This window comes from Mycobacterium sp. NGS50 (assembly GCF_059812545.1).
In genome coordinates this window covers 187,930-204,326 of sequence record NZ_JCALCW010000001.1, presented here as the reverse complement: position 1 = coordinate 204,326, position 16,397 = coordinate 187,930, and the positions used below count along the sequence as shown (strand labels likewise).

At 66.3% G+C, this 16,397-nt stretch carries 16 protein-coding genes; 7 read left to right on the top strand and 9 right to left on the bottom strand.

All coding sequences use genetic code 11. From position 1 onward, the window contains the following. Positions 1–9: 9 nt before the first annotated feature. Positions 10–1,206, bottom strand: a complete 1,197-nt coding sequence (locus AC5Y36_RS01055) for a cytochrome P450 (protein WP_500039008.1) — start codon at positions 1,204–1,206, stop codon at positions 10–12. Positions 1,207–1,439: 233 nt separating this feature from the next. Next, entirely contained in the window at positions 1,440–2,093 is a 654-nt protein-coding gene (locus AC5Y36_RS01050; protein ID WP_500039007.1) for a TetR/AcrR family transcriptional regulator, read from the bottom strand. 177 nt (positions 2,094–2,270) lie between these two features. Between AC5Y36_RS01050 and AC5Y36_RS01045 the strand changes: the two genes are divergently transcribed. Continuing rightward, positions 2,271–3,443 (top strand): acyl-CoA dehydrogenase family protein, encoded by a 1,173-nt coding sequence (locus AC5Y36_RS01045; protein ID WP_500039006.1) that lies wholly within the window; start codon positions 2,271–2,273, stop codon positions 3,441–3,443. 78 nt (positions 3,444–3,521) lie between these two features. Here AC5Y36_RS01045 and AC5Y36_RS01040 read toward each other — a convergent pair whose 3' ends face one another. From AC5Y36_RS01040 to AC5Y36_RS01010, 7 genes are read right to left on the bottom strand one after another with little or no spacing between them, the layout of a single operon-like run. After that, the gene (locus tag AC5Y36_RS01040) at positions 3,522–4,313 is read right to left on the bottom strand and encodes an acyl-CoA dehydrogenase family protein (protein ID WP_500039005.1); all 792 of its coding nucleotides are present in this window, start codon (positions 4,311–4,313) and stop codon (positions 3,522–3,524) included. A 2-nt stretch (positions 4,314–4,315) separates the two neighbouring features. Beyond that, positions 4,316–5,413 carry an acyl-CoA dehydrogenase family protein gene (locus tag AC5Y36_RS01035; protein ID WP_500039121.1) on the bottom strand — a complete coding sequence of 366 codons (1,098 nt, stop codon included), beginning with the start codon at positions 5,411–5,413 and terminating at the stop codon, positions 4,316–4,318. Positions 5,414–5,463: 50 nt separating this feature from the next. After that, a complete protein-coding gene (locus tag AC5Y36_RS01030; protein ID WP_500039004.1) occupies positions 5,464–5,886 on the bottom strand; it encodes a nuclear transport factor 2 family protein in 423 nt (140 codons plus the stop codon). After that, positions 5,870–7,096 carry a metal-dependent hydrolase family protein gene (locus tag AC5Y36_RS01025; protein WP_500039003.1) on the bottom strand — a complete coding sequence of 409 codons (1,227 nt, stop codon included), beginning with the start codon at positions 7,094–7,096 and terminating at the stop codon, positions 5,870–5,872. The genes AC5Y36_RS01030 and AC5Y36_RS01025 overlap by 17 nt, the downstream gene beginning before the upstream one ends. A 38-nt stretch (positions 7,097–7,134) precedes the next feature. After that, complete coding sequence (locus AC5Y36_RS01020; RefSeq protein WP_500039002.1) at positions 7,135–7,458, bottom strand: hypothetical protein; 324 nt, start codon at positions 7,456–7,458, stop codon at positions 7,135–7,137. Next, a complete protein-coding gene (locus AC5Y36_RS01015) occupies positions 7,442–8,740 on the bottom strand; it encodes an aromatic ring-hydroxylating oxygenase subunit alpha (RefSeq protein ID WP_500039001.1) in 1,299 nt (432 codons plus the stop codon). Before AC5Y36_RS01015 ends, AC5Y36_RS01020 begins: the two co-directional genes overlap by 17 nt. A gap of 4 nt (positions 8,741–8,744) precedes the next feature. Continuing rightward, positions 8,745–9,275 carry a carboxymuconolactone decarboxylase family protein gene (locus tag AC5Y36_RS01010; protein ID WP_500039000.1) on the bottom strand — a complete coding sequence of 177 codons (531 nt, stop codon included), beginning with the start codon at positions 9,273–9,275 and terminating at the stop codon, positions 8,745–8,747. Positions 9,276–9,570: 295 nt separating this feature from the next. On the opposite strand from AC5Y36_RS01010, the gene AC5Y36_RS01005 reads away from it, so the two are divergent. From AC5Y36_RS01005 to AC5Y36_RS00980, 6 genes are all read left to right on the top strand, one after another. After that, on the top strand, positions 9,571–10,851 hold the full coding sequence (locus tag AC5Y36_RS01005; RefSeq protein WP_500038999.1) for an amidohydrolase family protein: 1,281 nt from the start codon (positions 9,571–9,573) through the stop codon (positions 10,849–10,851). Between the two features lie 90 nt (positions 10,852–10,941). Next, the gene (locus AC5Y36_RS01000) at positions 10,942–12,108 is read left to right on the top strand and encodes an acyl-CoA dehydrogenase family protein (protein ID WP_500038998.1); all 1,167 of its coding nucleotides are present in this window, start codon (positions 10,942–10,944) and stop codon (positions 12,106–12,108) included. Next, positions 12,108–13,301 (top strand): CaiB/BaiF CoA transferase family protein, encoded by a 1,194-nt coding sequence (locus tag AC5Y36_RS00995; RefSeq protein ID WP_500038997.1) that lies wholly within the window; start codon positions 12,108–12,110, stop codon positions 13,299–13,301. Before AC5Y36_RS01000 ends, AC5Y36_RS00995 begins: the two co-directional genes overlap by 1 nt. Then, complete coding sequence (locus tag AC5Y36_RS00990; RefSeq protein ID WP_500038996.1) at positions 13,298–14,074, top strand: enoyl-CoA hydratase/isomerase family protein; 777 nt, start codon at positions 13,298–13,300, stop codon at positions 14,072–14,074. Before AC5Y36_RS00995 ends, AC5Y36_RS00990 begins: the two co-directional genes overlap by 4 nt. 24 nt (positions 14,075–14,098) lie before the next feature. Then, a complete protein-coding gene (locus AC5Y36_RS00985) occupies positions 14,099–15,247 on the top strand; it encodes a thiolase family protein (RefSeq protein WP_500038995.1) in 1,149 nt (382 codons plus the stop codon). Further along, positions 15,247–16,395, top strand: a complete 1,149-nt coding sequence (locus tag AC5Y36_RS00980) for an acyl-CoA dehydrogenase family protein (protein WP_500038994.1) — start codon at positions 15,247–15,249, stop codon at positions 16,393–16,395. The genes AC5Y36_RS00985 and AC5Y36_RS00980 overlap by 1 nt, the downstream gene beginning before the upstream one ends. Positions 16,396–16,397: the final 2 nt, after the last annotated feature.

Sequence of the window (16,397 nt, the reverse complement as noted above, 5' to 3'; positions counted from 1 at the left end):
ACTCGTACTTCATCCGATTACGGCGGGCATCGAATCCCAGCCCCGGACAGTGGACGTCGGTGACAGCGATGCCTTGGCCATGTCGACTTCCCACTCCGGGAAGCGTTTGAGAATCTCCTGCAGCGCGATCTGGCCCTCCAACCGCGCCAATGCCGAACCCAGACAGTAGTGCGTCCCGACACTGAAGGTCAGGTGCTGGCGCACCTCACGGTGAATGTCGAAAACGTCGCCGTCGGGCGGGAATTGGCGGTGGTCGCGGTTGGCGGCGCCGATCAGCATCATCATCACGCTGCCCTGCGGAACCGTCTGCCCGTAGTACTCGACATCGCGGGTCACATACCGCGCCACGTGGGGTGCCGGCGGCTCGAATCGCAGCAACTCCTCGATCGCCTGGGGGATCAGTGCGGGGTTCTCGACCAGCTGGCGGCGCTGATCGGGGTGCTCGGCCAAAACCTTTCCGGCCCAGCCGATCAAACGGGTCGTAGTCTCATTGCCGGCCCCGGCAACCACGTTCACATACATCAGCAGCTCGTCGCGGGTCAGCCGGCGGGTGGTGCCGGTTTGGTCCTCGAACTCGACATTGAGCAGCTCGGTCATGATGTCGTCAGACGGATGCTTTACCCGCCAGTCGATGTACTCGGCAAAGATCGAGCCGTCGTCGAAGCCCTCCGACGCGATCGACATCGGCTTGCCGGCCTCGGTGCGCATCATGTCGTTGGAGTGGTCGCGGATCGACTCCTGGTCCTCCTCCGGGATGCCCACCAGCATGCCGATCACCCGCATCGGCATCTGCGCACCCAGGTCGGCGACGAAGTCGAGGTGACCGGTGCCGACCAGCGGGTCGAGGCTGCGGGCACAATAATCCCGGATCTTGGGCTCCAGCTCGTTGATCTTGCGCGGAGTGAACATCCGGGCCAACAGCTTGCGGTGGATGTCGTGCAGCGGCGGGTCCTCGAACAGCAACAGACCCGGCGGAATCGGGGTATTGGCCTTGATCAGCTCCAAGATCGCTCCGCGTGCGGAACTGAACGTCTGGTAGTCCACCAAACCCTTGTTGACGTCGGCGAATCGGCTCAGGACGTAGAAGTCGTGCTGCTCGTTGTAGTACAGCGGCGACTCTTCACGCAACCGCTTGAACATCGGGTACGGATCGGCGTTGATTTCGACGTCGTACGGGTCGTAGTGAGTGGCCGCGCTGACTGTCACGGGGTTTCGCCTCTCGCCGGAATCGGTACTCCGCAATACGAAGCAAGATCGAGCATCAGGGATTGCGCATCGCTTTGAGTCACGACTCTGGCACCCGCAGCCCGCGGGTGTCAATGCCACACTCAATTTTAGACATCTTTGATTCTTCGATCAGAAGAATAGCATTCTCACACCCGCGTGACGAAGGTCGGCCGGGTCTCACGCGAGTCGGTGTTCCGGTGGGTGCTGGGGGCTCAGCCGCCGACGAATCCGTTGGCGCAGAAGTCCCAGACCTCGTCGGCGGTCAGCGGATGCACCGCCGGATCGTCCGAGCTGGGGCTGGATTGCGCGTTGAACATGACGGTCTGCATGGTCATCGCCGCCATCCGTCTGGGGTTGACCCCGGCCCGCAGCTGACCGGCCGCCTCCGCGGCCTCCATCAGCTCGGTCAGCAACGCCACCAGCGGCGCGTGCGCGACCTTGACCTCGGCTGGGTGTGACACCAGCAGGGTGGGAGCGAAGTCGGTGAACAACGGCCGCTTCGCGGTCGGGTCGGGACGGGAGGATTCGAACAGCAACTCCACCGCGACCTTGAGCTGTTGCAGCGGATCGGAGTGGTTGGCGGTGGCGGCCCGAATCTGGTCGGCCGAGCGACTCAGGGCGTCCTCGAACAGTGCCAGCAGCAACTCGTGCTTACCGTCGAACTGCAGGTAGAAGCTGCGTAGCGACTGCCGTGACCGGTCGACGACCTCCTGCACGGTGAAGTCGGTGCTGCCCTTCTCGATGATGATCGCCTGGGCGGCATCGAGGAATCGCTGGACGCGCTGGGCTGCCCGCAGCTTTGCGGTCTTGATGGAGCGTTCGACTGCGCGCTGCTTCCAGGCCGGCTCGGTGCTCGGATTGCTCACTGGAGGCTCTGACACGTGCAGTGCTGGGAGAACATGATTGGACTGTACCGGAGAACGTCGTGCCATTGTGGTCTCGGACCCCCTCGCAGACAACGTGTCAGAGATTGTAACTTTCCTGCGTTGAGAATACTATTCTCATACCCGTCCGGGGAAGCGAAACGACAGATCGGGAGTGCCGTGCAGCTCACCTTCGATGCCGACCTTGAGGCCTTCCGGGACGAGTTCGCGGCGTTCCTCGATGAGCACCTTCCCACCGAAGCTGAAGCCCTCGAGCGGTCGCGGTCGTGTTCGCACGTCCCGGACTGGGCGCGGCGGTGGCAGCGGCTGCTGTTCGACAACGGCTGGCTGATACCCGGCAACCCACCGGAGTTCGGCGGCCGCAACGCCACCATCCTGCAGCAGTACGTGCACTCCGAGGAGTTGTCCCGGCGGCGGATCTACCAGAGCTTCAACCCGCAGGGCGTCGGCATCATTGCCGCGTCGCTGCTGTCGTTCGGCACCGAGGAGCAGAAGCTGCGCTGGGCGGCGCCGATCCTGCGTGCCGACATGACCGCGTCGCTCGGCATGAGCGAGCCGGGGGCCGGGTCGGACCTGGCCTCGCTGCAGACCCGCGCGGTGCGCCAGGGCGACCAGTTCGTCGTCAACGGGCAGAAGGTATGGACATCAGGCGCCCATGACGCCGACGTGCTGCTGACTTTCGTGCGCACCGATCCCGATGCACCCAAGCACAAGGGCATCAGTGTGCTGCTGATCCCGACCGACACCGAGGGTGTGGTGCGCCGGCCGTTCGCCTCCGCCTGCGATCACGACGACATCGACTTCAACGAGGTGTTTTTCACCGACGTCCGGGTCCCGGTCGAGAACCTGGTCGGACCGCTCAACGGCGGGTGGGGAGTCGCCAACGGCTCGCTCGGACACGAGCGCACCCTGCTGTGGATGAGCTTCGCCGACCGGCTGCGCGACCTGATCCACGACTTTCGGCCCGCCGGTCCGCTGCAGCGTGACCAGTTCGCCACGCTGCTGATGGACAACCAGGCGTTGCGGCTACTCGGCTCGGTTGCGCTGGCGCAGGCCGCCCGCGGCGAGCAGGACGTCGCCGGACTGTCGGTACTCAAGCTGCTGGGCTCCGAGGCGGTGCAGAGCGCCGGCGAGCACGCGCTCGATGCGGCCGGCATCGACGGGCTGGTCCACCCCGCCAGTTCGGGAACCTATACCCCGCTCAACGAAGACCATGCCACCAGCAGCTGGTTCGACCGGTATCTGCGGAGCTTCTCGGGCACCATCGCCGGTGGCACGTCGGAGATTCAGCGCAACATCATTGCCCAACGGGTACTCGGCCTGCCGCGCTAGGCCCCAGCAGACCAGGGCGAGCAGACGCAAATGTGCCCAATTTCCGTGCGAAATAGGCACATTTGCGTCTGCTCGCCCTTATAGCTGCACCAGCCGGGGCGCCGAGCCGCGGGCCCGCAGACCGCCGCCGACCTGGCGGGTCAATTCGCGGGCGTTGCCGAGCAATCCGTCCAGCACCAGTACCCGCTCGATGTGGCGGTGCAGATCGTGTTCCGCGGTGAAACCGACGCCGCCGAGCACCTGCTGGCAGTGCTTGGCCGCGGTCAGCGCGGCCTTGCCCGCGGCGGCCTTGGCCAGCATGGAGGTCAGGTCCGGGCTGTCGACGACGGGCACGCCGAGGGTGGCCTCGGCACCCTCGATGGCGACCAGGGTTTCGGCGAGCCGGTGCCGAATGGCCTGGAACGAGGCGATCGGTTTGCCGAACTGCACCCGGTCCAGGGCGTGCCGGCGGGCCAGGGCCAGCATTGCCCGCGCCGAGCCGACCAGCCACCACCCCAACGCACGGCGGGCCTCACCCAGACGCATCTGTTCCCCACCGGGTACTGCGCGCAGCGGAAGCCCGCCGAGGACCGGATTGTCCTCGCGTTCGTCTCGTTCCCAGATCACCCAGCTGCCACCGGCGTAGGGCATCGGGGGAGTGCCGCCGGGCAGGCCGCCGATGGTCTCCAGAATCACGTCGTTGAGTACCGAGGCATGCGCCCCGGTCTCCCCGAGCAGCCGGAACACCAGTGGGATTGCCAGATCGGGATCCTCGGAAAGCATTTCCGCCCAACCGAGTTCGGCCAGCGTCCGATCCAGCTCAGCGCCGCAATGCGACGCCATGGTCTTGCGCAGGGTGTCTTCCAGCAGAGTGATCGAGGTGGCATCCATCGTCACTCCTTTCCGAGGTCGAGCAGTCGGCGGGCGATGATGTTGCGCTGGATCTCGGCGGTGCCGCCGTAGATGGTGGCCGCCCGGGAATACAGGTACTCAGAGCGCCACTGCGCCTCGTCCAACTCGATGCGGCCCGGCAGCAGGTCGCGGGTGGTGTCGTAGAGCAACTGTTCAGCGCCGGCCAGCAGCACCTTGTCGATGGACGTGTCCGGGCCCAGCCGATGGCCGTCGGCCAGCCGGTGCTGGGTGGCGCGGGACCGGCAGCGCAGGGTGTGCAACGCCAGATACACCGCACCCAGGTCGTTGTCGATGGCCGCGCCCTGACGCTTCACCTCGGCGATCAGCGCATCGAAGCGCGCATACAGGTAGGCGATGCGCTGCCAGAAGCAGGTCGAGCGCTCATAGGGCAGCAGGTCCATGGCCAGCTGCCAGCCGTCGCCGGGCTTGCCGAGCATCCGCGAGCCGTCGACGACGACATCATCGAAGTACACCTCGCAGAACTCGTCGACGCCGTGCATGGTGCGCAGCGGGCGCACATCGATGCCGGGGGTGTCCAGGTCGACGAAGAACGCGGTGATTCCGTCATGCCCGTCCCCGGTGCGGGTCAGCAGGATGCAGCGATGCGAGTACTGGGCGAAGCTGGTCCACACCTTCTGGCCGTTGATCACCCACTGGTCGCCGCGCGGGACGGCGCGGGTGCTCAGCGATGCCAGGTCGCTGCCGGAGCCGGGCTCGGAAAAGCCCTGGCACCACTGTTCGCGACCAGACAGCAGCCGCGGCACCATTTCTGCGGCGAGCTGCGGTGGCGCGTAGTCGATCATGGTGGGCGCCAGCACTTCCAGCATCGAGTACGGGCCGGGCTCGACCAGCCTGCGGCCGACCACTTCTTCGCCGACCACGGCCCGCAGCATCGCCGGACCGCCCAGCCCACCGGCTTCCACGGGCCAGCCGTACCGCATCCAGTCGGCCTCGTAGAGCGCGGCGGAGACCCGGGCGAACTGTTTGAGGTGGCCGTGCAGCGAGTTGTCCGGTCCGGGGCTCAGGTCGTTCTCGTCGAGCCAGCAGCGTAGATCTGCTTGGAACGCAGCGACATCCATTTGGCTGGTGTCGGTGGCCCAGTTCTCTCCTGCGGCGGGCGCCGTCGTCATCATTGGGCGGCCGGACGACCGACCGCGTGCGGACGTCCGGCGTCATGCGCGCCGCTGCGCCGGATGAACGTCATCTTGCGGGTCCGCAGCCGCCACCCGTCGGCGGTACGCACATAGGTGTCGTTGTAGTAGCCGATCCGCATGTCGTGGCTGGCGTGATCGATGAAGCACAGCGGTTGGGTGCCGGTCGCGGTGTCGCCGTCCAGCTCGATCACCGGGACGCCGGTCATGAACAAACCCTTGGGGGCAGCCTCGACGAGTACCGGGAACCGGTCCAGCGAATAGGTTTCGCCGAACGCGCTGTAGGTGCCGTCCGGGGTGAACACCGCCACCAGGCCGTCGATGTCGCCCTGGGTGATGGTCACCGCGTAGCGGGCCAGGGTTTGCTGGATCTCGACCAGGTCGTCAGTTCTTGTTGACATACACCTTGCCGCCTTTCATGACGAAGTTCACGTTCTGGGTGACTGTGATGTCGGACAGCGGATCACCCGGAACCGCAATGACATCGGCCAGCAGACCCTCGGCCAGCCGGCCGCGATCGCTTGCGTTGATGAGTTCGGCGGCGGTCACCGTCGCCGCCCGCAGCACGGCAGCCGGCGGAATTCCCCAATCGACCAGGGTGGCCAGTTCCTCGGCGTTGCGGCCGTGCGGGATCGCGGGCGCGTCGGTGCCGACAGCGATCTTCACGCCCGCTTCGTAGGCGGCCTTGACCGAGGTGCGGGCCTTCGGGAACATCTCGGCCGCCTTGGCCTGCAGTTCGGGCGCGGCCTTGGAGACGTCCATCGACTCGGCCAGCCGGCGGGTGGTGACCAGGAACCGGTCGTGCTCGACCAGCATCGCGATGGCCTCGTCATCCATCAGGAATCCGTGCTCGATGCAGTCGATCCCGCACGCCACCGCGTGCTTGACGGCCTCGGCGCCATGGGTGTGCGCGGCCACCCGCAGCCCCCGGCGATGCGCCTCATCGACGATGGCACGCAGTTCCTCATCCGAATAGTGTTGTGCGCCAGCCTCCCCGGTCAGCGACATCACGCCACCCGAGCAGCACACCTTGATCAGCTGGGCGCCGTGTTTGATCTGGTAGCGCACCGCCTTGCGGATCTCGTCGACGCCATTGGCGATGCCCTCTTCGACGGTCAACTCCAGGACGCCGGGCATGAAGGCGGCGAACATGGTCGGATCCAGGTGCCCGCCGGTGGGGGTGATCGCGTGCCCGGCCGGCACCACCCGCGGACCCTCGATCCAGCCGGCGTCGATGGCCTTGCCCAGCGCGACGTCGAGCAGGTACCCGCCGGTTTTGACGAACAGCCCGAGGTTGCGCACCGTGGTGAACCCGGCGTGCAGCGTGCGCCGCGCGTTGCCGACCGCGCGCAGCACCCGGGTCGGCGGATCGTCCTGAACCTGGGACAGGCCCGGGATTTCACCCCGTCCGCCCATCAGCAGGTTGACCTCCATGTCCATCAGACCCGGCAGCAGGATCGAGTCGCCGAGATCGATCACGTCGGCATCGGCTGATGGCGTGGGCGACCCGCCGACACCGACGATGCGGTCGCCGTCGATCTGCAGCAGCCCGGGCCGGATGATCTCCCCGGCGTCGACGTCGAGAAGTCCGGCTGCCTTGAGGGTTAACACAGCGGTGAGCGGGGTGCGCGACGAGCGATGAGCATTCCTTAAACTACCGGTTCCCTGGTCAGCTCCACCCACGCCGCGCCGCTGTCCGGCACCCGCGGCTGCTTCCACGCCTCCACCGGGAACGACACCATCACCAGCGACTGCATCACGTGCATCAGCGAGCGGGCGTCGTCGGGCAGGTCATTGAGGTCGAACTTGTCCAGGAAGGTGATCGCGTCCTCCAGTCGCGCGAACGCGACGTCGTAAAACGCTTGCAGCTCCGGCATGGTCGACGCCAACCGTTTGGCGTAGCGCTCCGGCTCGGTCGCCAGATCCCAGTCGGCGTAGGGCTGCAGGTCCGCGAACTCAGCGGGTAGCGCCATTGGCGTGCTCCTTGATCTCGTTCTTCTGGTAGTCGCTGACGTAGTCGCGGGCCGTCTTGTGCAGGTGGCGCAGCAGGATTTCCTGGTCGCACAGCAGGAAGTCCTTGACGACCTGGGTGCCGATCATCTTCTGGGTGGCCTCCAGGGTGTTGGCGTCCTGCAGCGCGTACTCCTTGAACGTCACCGCGGCCAACTCCTGGGCCAGCCGTTCGCGCGCGTTCTTGGGCGGCACGAAGTACAGGCTCGCCTCGAAGATGTGCTTGTCGACCGCGGTCGGCCAGTAGTGGTAGGTCAGGTACCAGCCCGGCTCCCACAGCAGCAGCATGAAGTTCGGGAAGAAGATGAACGAATCGATGCCCCACTGCGGCGCTTTGGCGGGGTTGACCCCGGGCGGCAGGGCGTCCAGGCCCTCGATGTCGGGTTTGTCCCACGGGCCGAACAGGCCACTGCGCAGCACCCGGTCCATCGGTTTGACCATGTTGAGGTCGGCCGGCGGCGCCTGGCCACCCCAGGTCGAGATCATCGAGTGCTGACCGGCGAGCTCGTAGTGCAGCGCCTCGAACCCGTACTTCTGGATCTTGGCGGCTTCCTCCTTGGTGTACTGCCCTTGATGCAGCACCGGAGCGTGGTAGAACTCGGCGAACGCGTCGATGAACAGCTTCCAGTTGGCGCCGATCTCGGAGCGGTAGGAGTAGACCTCGGTCATCTCGTGGAACGGATAACCTTCGATGCCCTTGGCCAACGGGCCCAGATAGTCCTGCAGCGGTGCCGCATTGGCGTCGAGGTTGACGAAGATGAAACCCTGCCAGACTTCGCAGCGCACCCCGACCAGCCCGTACTCACCCTTGTCGACGCAGAAGAACTCCTCCTCCTGCTGGATGAAGGTGAGCTCGCCCTCCAGGCTGTAGCGCCAGGCGTGGTACTTGCAGGTGAACTGCCGGCAGGTTCCGGAGGTCTCTTCCATCGGGAAGTCGTTCCACACCAGCTTGTTTCCGCGGTGCCGGCAGATGTTGTGGAATGCCCGGACGACACCGTCCTTGCCCTTGACGATGATCAGCGAGGTGCCGACGCCACACGAGGGCAGTTCCCGGGTGAAATAGCTGCCGGCCCGGGGCAGTCGTTCCATGCGCCCGACGTTGAGCCAGGTGCGCCGGAAGATGGCCTGCTGCTCGGCGGCGTAGTGCTCCGGGTCGAACGAGTCGCTGTAATCGACCGGTGCGGTGCCGAGTTCGGGATAGTTCTGCGTCCAGCTTCCAGCCGCCGGCTTGGGGAAGTGCGCCACGGGGTTACCTCTTCTCTTCGAGTTCGACGCCAAATGTGTTGAATGCCATCGCCAGCAGGCTGTAGCAACCGACGGTGAAGACCAGGTCCATGCGCTGGCGTTCGTCCAGATGCTGGGCCAGCACATTCCAGGTCGCATCCGAGACGTTGGACTTGTCGTCGAGTTCGTCCACCGCGGCCAGCACGGCGCGGTCGAGTTCGCCGGCGGCCACGCCGTGCTGCAGATCCTGGATCTCGGCGTCGGTCAGGCCGACGTCCTTACCCATGTCCACGTGGTGGGCCCACTCGTAACTGCAGCCGCGCCGGTAGGCGACCCGCAGGATGGCCAGCTCACGCAGCCGTTCGGGCAGCGTCGATCCGAACAGCAGGTGGACGTTGAACCGCAGGAAGGCCTTGGCCAGATCGGGATGACGGGCCAGGGTGGCCAGCGCGGTGCCGGCACCCTCGGGGTTGCGGCGCTCGGCCGGCAGCATGCCCGACAGCGCCCGCTGGACCTCTTCGTCCCATTGGTCCGCCGGCAACGGCCCGAGCCGCATAGCGCCCTCCTCGCATTGGAGAATCACATTCTCATATTTGACCAATAGATTTCCACGAATCGCTCTGTTGGTCAACACCCGGCGTTCGACCTGGTCAAATCCCGGTGCCGCGGCGACCTGGGGCGGGGTGGTGGACGGGGGCCGCGGCCACAGCAAGAACCGCGATGGATGTTGATTCTCGCGAACCGAGAAGCTAATTTCCATATAGGGTGGCGATGGACGATCCGTTCGCCGCTGTACCGGCCCCGCGGCCGGCCGACCCTAGACGGCGAATCCCAGTGGAAGGAATCGGTCCGTGAACAAGGACGACATGATCCTGATCAGCGTCGACGACCACACCGTTGAGCCGCCAGACATGTTCAAAAACCATCTGCCGGCCAAATATCTCGACGACGCGCCGCGCCTGGTGCACAACGCCGACGGCTCGGACACCTGGCAATTCCGTGACATCGTGATCCCGAACGTGGCGCTCAACGCGGTGGCCGGCCGGCCCAAGGAGGAATACGGGCTGGAGCCGCAGGGACTCGACGAAATCCGGCCCGGCTGCTACAACGTCGACGAGCGGGTCAAGGACATGAACGCCGGCGGCATCCTGGCCTCGATCTGCTTCCCGTCGTTCCCCGGCTTCGCCGGGCGGTTGTTCGCCACCGACGACCCCGACTTCTCGGTGGCTCTGGTGCAGGCCTACAACGACTGGCATATCGACGAGTGGTGCGGCGCCTATCCCGCCCGGTTCATCCCGATGGCGATACCGGTGATCTGGGACGCCGAGCGGTGCGCCGCCGAAGTGCGGCGGGTGGCCGAGAAGGGCGTGCACGCACTGACGTTCACCGAGAACCCGGCCGCGATGGGCTACCCGAGCTTTCACGACCCGTACTGGAACCCGTTGTGGAAGGCGTTGTGCGACACCGACACCGTGATGAACGTGCACATCGGATCCTCGGGCAAGCTGGCGATCACCGCTCCCGACGCGCCGATGGACGTGATGATCACGTTGCAGCCGATGAATATCGTGCAGGCCGCCGCGGACCTGTTGTGGTCGCGGCCGATCAAGGAGTACCCGGACCTGAAGATCGCCCTGAGCGAGGGCGGTACCGGGTGGATCCCGTACTTCCTGGAGCGCGCCGACCGCACCTACGAGATGCACTCGACGTGGACCGGGCAGGACTTCGGCGACAAGCTGCCCTCGGACGTGTTCCGGGAACACTTCTTGACCTGCTTCATCTCCGACCCGGTGGGCGTCAAGCTGCGCAGCATGATCGGCATCGACAACATCTGCTGGGAGGCCGACTACCCGCACAGCGACTCGATGTGGCCCGGTGCACCCGAGGAGCTGTGGGACGTGCTGACCGAGAACAACGTGCCCGACGACGAGATCCATGCCATGACGCACCGCAACGCGATGCGTTGGTACTCGTTCGACCCGTTCAGCCACATCAGCCCCGAGCAGTCGACCGTCGGCGCGCTGCGCAAGGCGGCCGAAGGCCACGACGTGTCGATCCGGGCGCTGTCCCACCACAAGGAAGGCGAGCGGGCGTCCAACGCCTTGATGGAAGCGGCGAAGTCCAACAGCTGAGTTTTTGCGCCGAGCAGACGCAGAATCGCATGATCGGGGTGCCCGCCGTGCGATTCTGCGTCTGCTCGCGGGAAGAAGGTGACCTCCGAGATGAACTTTGAGCTGACCGAGGATCAGCAGCTGATCCGCGCCTCGGTCGCCGAACTGGCCGCGAAATTCGACGACCACTACTGGATGCAGAAGGACCTGGCGCACGAATTCCCGCAGGAGTTCTACGACGCCATCGCCCAGGGCGGCTGGTTGGGCATGACGGTCCCCGAGGAGTACGGCGGGCATGGGTTCGGCATCACCGAGGCCACCCTGCTGGCCGAGGAGGTGGCCCGCTCCGGCGGCGGGATGAACGCCGCCAGTGCGATCCACATGTCCATCTTCGGTATGCACCCGGTCGTCGTGCACGGCTCCGACGAGCTCAAGGCGCGCACCCTGCCCCGCATCGCCTCCGGGGAGCTGCACGTCTGCTTCGGTGTGACCGAACCCGGCGCCGGCTTGGACACCTCCCGGATCACCACCTTCGCCAAACGTGACGGCGACCGCTACATCGTCAACGGCCGCAAGGTATGGATCTCCAAAGCCCTTGAGTCGGAGAAGATCCTGCTGCTGACCCGGACCACCCCCTACGACGATGTCGTGAAGAAGACCGACGGCATGACGCTGTTCCTCACCGACCTCGACCGCAGCCGGGTCGACATCCGGCCGATCCCGAAGATGGGCCGCAACGCGGTCTCCTCCAACGAGTTGTTCATCGACAACCTCGAAGTTCCGGTCGCCGACCGGATCGGGGAGGAGGGCAAGGGCTTCTCCTACATCCTCGACGGGCTCAACCCGGAACGAATGCTGATCGCCGCCGAGGCGCTCGGCATCGGACGGGTGGCGCTGGATCGGGCCGTCAAGTACGCCACCGAACGCGAGGTGTTCGGCCGACCGATCGGCATGAACCAGGGCATCCAGTTCCCGCTTGCCGATTCACTGGCCCGCCTAGATGCCGCCGAGTTGATGCTGCGCAAGGCCACCTGGCTCTACGACAACGGCAAACCCTGCGGCCGGGAAGCCAACACCGCGAAATATCTGTGCGCCGACGCCGGATTCACCGCCTCCGACCGGGCCCTGCAGACCCACGGCGGGATGGGATATTCCGAGGAGTACAACGTCTCCCGGTTCTTCCGCGAGTCGCGGCTGATGAAGATCGCCCCGATCAGCCAGGAGATGATCCTGAACTTCCTCGGATCGCACGTGCTGAAGCTACCGAGAAGCTATTGATGGCGACGGCGCCACTGGCCGGCATCACCGTCGTCGCCCTGGAGCAGGCGGTGTCCGCGCCGATGTGCACCCGGGTGCTGGCCGATTTCGGTGCCCGGGTCATCAAGGTGGAAAACCCCAAGGGCGGGGACTTCGCCCGCGACTATGACGACGTCGTCAACGGGCCCGGCGGTTTGGCAGCCCACTTCGTGTGGGCCAACCGCGGCAAGGAATCCGTCACGATCGATCTGAAAACTCGGGCGGGGCTGGATCTTCTGCACCGCCTGCTGGACCGCGCCGACGTGCTGGTGTCCAACCTGGCGCCGGGCGCCACCGCCCGGCTCGGCATCGCGCCCGACGACATGAAACTGCGGCACCCGCAGGTCATTCCGGTCGAGATCGACGGCTACGGTCCGGGCGGACCGATCTCCCACAAGCGGGCCTACGACCTGTTGGTGCAAGCCGAATCGGGATCCTGCGCGGTGACGGGCAATCCCGGCATGCCGGCCAAACCCGGCCCGCCGGTCGCCGACATCTCCACCGGGCTGTATGCCGCACTGTCGATTCTGGCGCTGTTGTATGGCGGTCGGGATGCCGGCGGTGCTCCCTCGGTCGCGGTCAGCCTGTTCGACACCATGACCGACATCATGGGATACCAGCTGACGTACACCCAGCACAGTGGCATCGATCAGCAGCCGCTGGGCATGAGTTCGCCCGCGGTGGCACCCTACGGGGCCTTCGACACCCGTGACGGCCAGACGGTGGTACTGGGCACCACCAACGACCGGGAATGGCAGCGGCTGGCCCGCGACATCATCGAATGTCCGGATCTGGCCGAGGATCCACGGTTCGCCTCGAACGCCGATCGGTGCACCCACCGCGACGAGCTGAACGACGCGATCCGATCCTGGTGCGCCGAGCATGATCTCGCCGACATCCAGCGGATCGCAGACGACGCCGGCATCGGCAACTCCCGCTACAACACGCCCAGCGAGGTCGTCGCGCACCAGCAGCTCAAGGACCGCGACCGGTGGCGGACGGTGCAGACTCCCAAGGGTCCGATCGAGGCGTTGCTGCCGCCCCCGGTGATCTCGGGATTCGAGCAGCCGATGGCTCCGGTGCCCGCCCTCGGCGAACACACCGATGTGGTGCTAACCGAATTCGGAGTGGACGCCGAGCAGATCGCGGTGTTGCGGAGGAGTGGTGTCCTATGACCGAACCGCTGCTGATCAACGACCGTGACGGCGTGCGGACGCTGACCCTGAACCGGCCGCAGCGCCGCAACGCACTGAACCCGGAACTGTGGATCGCGTTGCGCGATGCGCTGCGGGCCGTCGTAGACGACGACAGCGTGCGTGCCCTGGTGCTGACCGGGGCCGGGGGAGCGTTCTGTTCGGGCGCGGACATCTCGGTTCCCGACGATGTGCACCCGGACCGTAAGTTGCGGCGGCTGACCGACGTGGCGCTGGCCCTGCACGAGTTGCCGATCCCGACCGTCGCCAAGGTCAGCGGGGTGGCCGTGGGCGCGGGCTGGAACCTGGCGTTGGGGTGCGATCTCGTCGTGGCCACACCGGAGTCGCGGTTCTGTCAGATCTTCGCCCAGCGCGGCTTGTCGATCGACCTCGGCGGCTCCTGGTTGCTGCCCAAGCTCGTCGGCCTGCAGCAGGCCAAGCGACTGGTGCTGCTGGCCGAGACCATCGACGCCGAGGAGGCCCACGGTCTGGGCCTGGTCACCTGGGTCAAACCGGCCGACGAGATCGACGCGTTCGTGAACGACCTCGGTGCCCGGCTGGCCGCCGGTCCGCCGGTCGCGTTGGCGCACAGCAAGGCGTTGCTGAAATCCGGTGCGAACAGCACGCTTCCGGACGCGTTGGCCAACGAGGCCCGCGCCCAGCCGGGCAACTTCGGCACCGCAGATTCCGCCGAGGCCTATGCCGCGTTCGCCGAGAAACGCCGGCCGTCGTTTACTGGACGGTGGCGCGGTTGATCGGCGAGGGAACGGAGCAGAACAATGCGTGAAGCAGTGATCGTCGAAGCTGTCCGCACCCCGGTGGGAAAACGCAACGGCGGCTTGGCCGGGATGCACGCCGCCGACCTGTCGGCGGTGGTGCTGGCCGCACTCGCCGAGCGCACCGGGGTGGATCCGGCCGTCATCGACGACGTGATCTGGGGCTGCGTCTCGCAGGTCGGCGATCAGTCCAGCAATATCGGCCGCTGGGCCGTGCTGGCCGCCGGGTGGCCGGAAGCCATCCCCGGCACCACGGTCAACCGGGCTTGCGGGTCCAGTCAGCAGGCGCTGGATTTCGCGGTACACGCCGTGATGTCCGGCCAGCAGGACGTCGTCGTCGCCGGCGGCGTCGAGGTGATGAGCCGGGTTCCGCTCGGCGCCGCTCGCGCCACCGGCATGCCGTATGGACCGAAAGTCCTTGAGCGCTACGACGATTTCTCGTTCAATCAGGGGTTGTCCGCCGAGATGATCGCCCAGCGGTGGGGCCTGTCCCGCACCGCGCTCGACGAGTACTCGGCCCGTTCCCATGAGCTGGCGGGGGCCGCTCAGTTCGGCGGCTCGTTCACCGACCAGATCGTCCCGGTGTTCACCGACGATGCGCAGGTGATCACCGCCGACGAAGGCATCCGTCCCGGAACGACCGTTGAGAATCTCGCTGCGCTGCGGCCCGCCTTCACCGAGGGCGGGGTGATCCACGCGGGCAACTCCTCACAGATCTCCGACGGCGCGGCCGCACTGCTGATCACCACACCCGCACTGGCGCTCGAACTCGGGTTGACCCCGATCGTGCGCTACCGCGGTGGCGCGGTCACCGGAGCCGACCCGGTGCTGATGCTGACCGGCCCGATACCGGCCACCGAAAAGGTGCTGCGCAAGACCGGGCTCAGTATCGGCGAGGTGGGTGTGTTCGAAGTCAACGAGGCGTTCGCCCCGGTCCCGCTGGCCTGGTTGGCCGATACCGGCGCCGACCCGAAGCTGCTCAACCCGCTGGGCGGTGCCATCGCACTGGGGCACCCGCTCGGCGCGTCGGGAGCAGTACTGATGACCCGGATGATTCACCACATGCGGGACAACGGAATTCGATACGGACTGCAGACCATGTGCGAAGGTGGCGGCACCGCCAACGCCACCCTGGTGGAGTTGATCAGCTGATGCGGCGAGACCTGTTCACCGACGACCATGAGGCGTTTCGGCAACTGGCCCGCGACTTCGTCGAGAAGGAGATCGCTCCGCACTATCCGGGGTGGGAGAAGGCCGGCCGGATGCCGCGGGAGGTCTTCGAAAAGCTCGGCGCGCTCGGCATGTTGGGCATGGCCCTGCCCGAGGAGTACGGCGGATCGGGACAACCCGACTACCGCTACAACGTGGTGCTGCAGGAGGAGGCGGCCCGCGCCCTGGTCACCACCGGCACCGTGCGCACCCAGCTCGAGGTGATCCTGCCGTACTTCCTCAACTACGCCAACGCCGAACAGCGGCAGCGCTGGTTTCCCGGCATGGCCGCCGGCACGCTGCTGACCGCGATCGCGATGACCGAACCCGGCACCGGGTCAGACCTGGCAGGGATGCGCACCAACGCCGTGCTGGACGGCGACGAGTACGTGCTCAACGGCGCCAAGACCTTCATCACCGGCGGGTTGTTGGCCGATCTGGTCATCGTGGTGGCGCGCACCTCCACCGATCCGGACAACCGGCGCCGCGGCCTGACCCTGCTGGTGGTCGAGGACGGCATGCCGGGCTTCGTCAAAGGGCGTGCCCTAGACAAGATGGGCTGCCGGGTGCAGGACACCGCCGAACTGTCGTTCACCGACGTTCGTGTCCCGGTCGCCAACCGGCTCGGTGACGACGGGGAAGCCTTCGGCTATCTGGGCCACAACCTGCCCCAGGAACGGATGACCGTGGCCGTCGGGTCGGTGGCGCAATCCCGCGCCGCGATTGCGGCCACCATCGACTACACCCGGGAGCGCAAGGCGTTCGGCGCACCGGTCGCGTCCTTCCAGAACACCAAGTTCGAACTGGCAGCGATGTCCGCCGAAGTCGAGGCGGCCCAGGCCATGCTCGACCGCGGCATCCTCGAACTGGTTGCCGGCGAACTCTCCGGGGCCGACGCCGCCCGGGTGAAACTGTTCTGCACCGAGATGCAGGCCCGGGTGGTGGATCGCTGTCTGCAGCTGTTCGGCGGCTACGGCTACATGATGGAGTACCCCATCGCGCGGCTGTACACCGATGCCCGAGTTGCCCGCATCTATGCCGGGACGTCCGAGGTGATGAAGGTGATCATCGCCAAATCGCTTGGGCTGTAGCG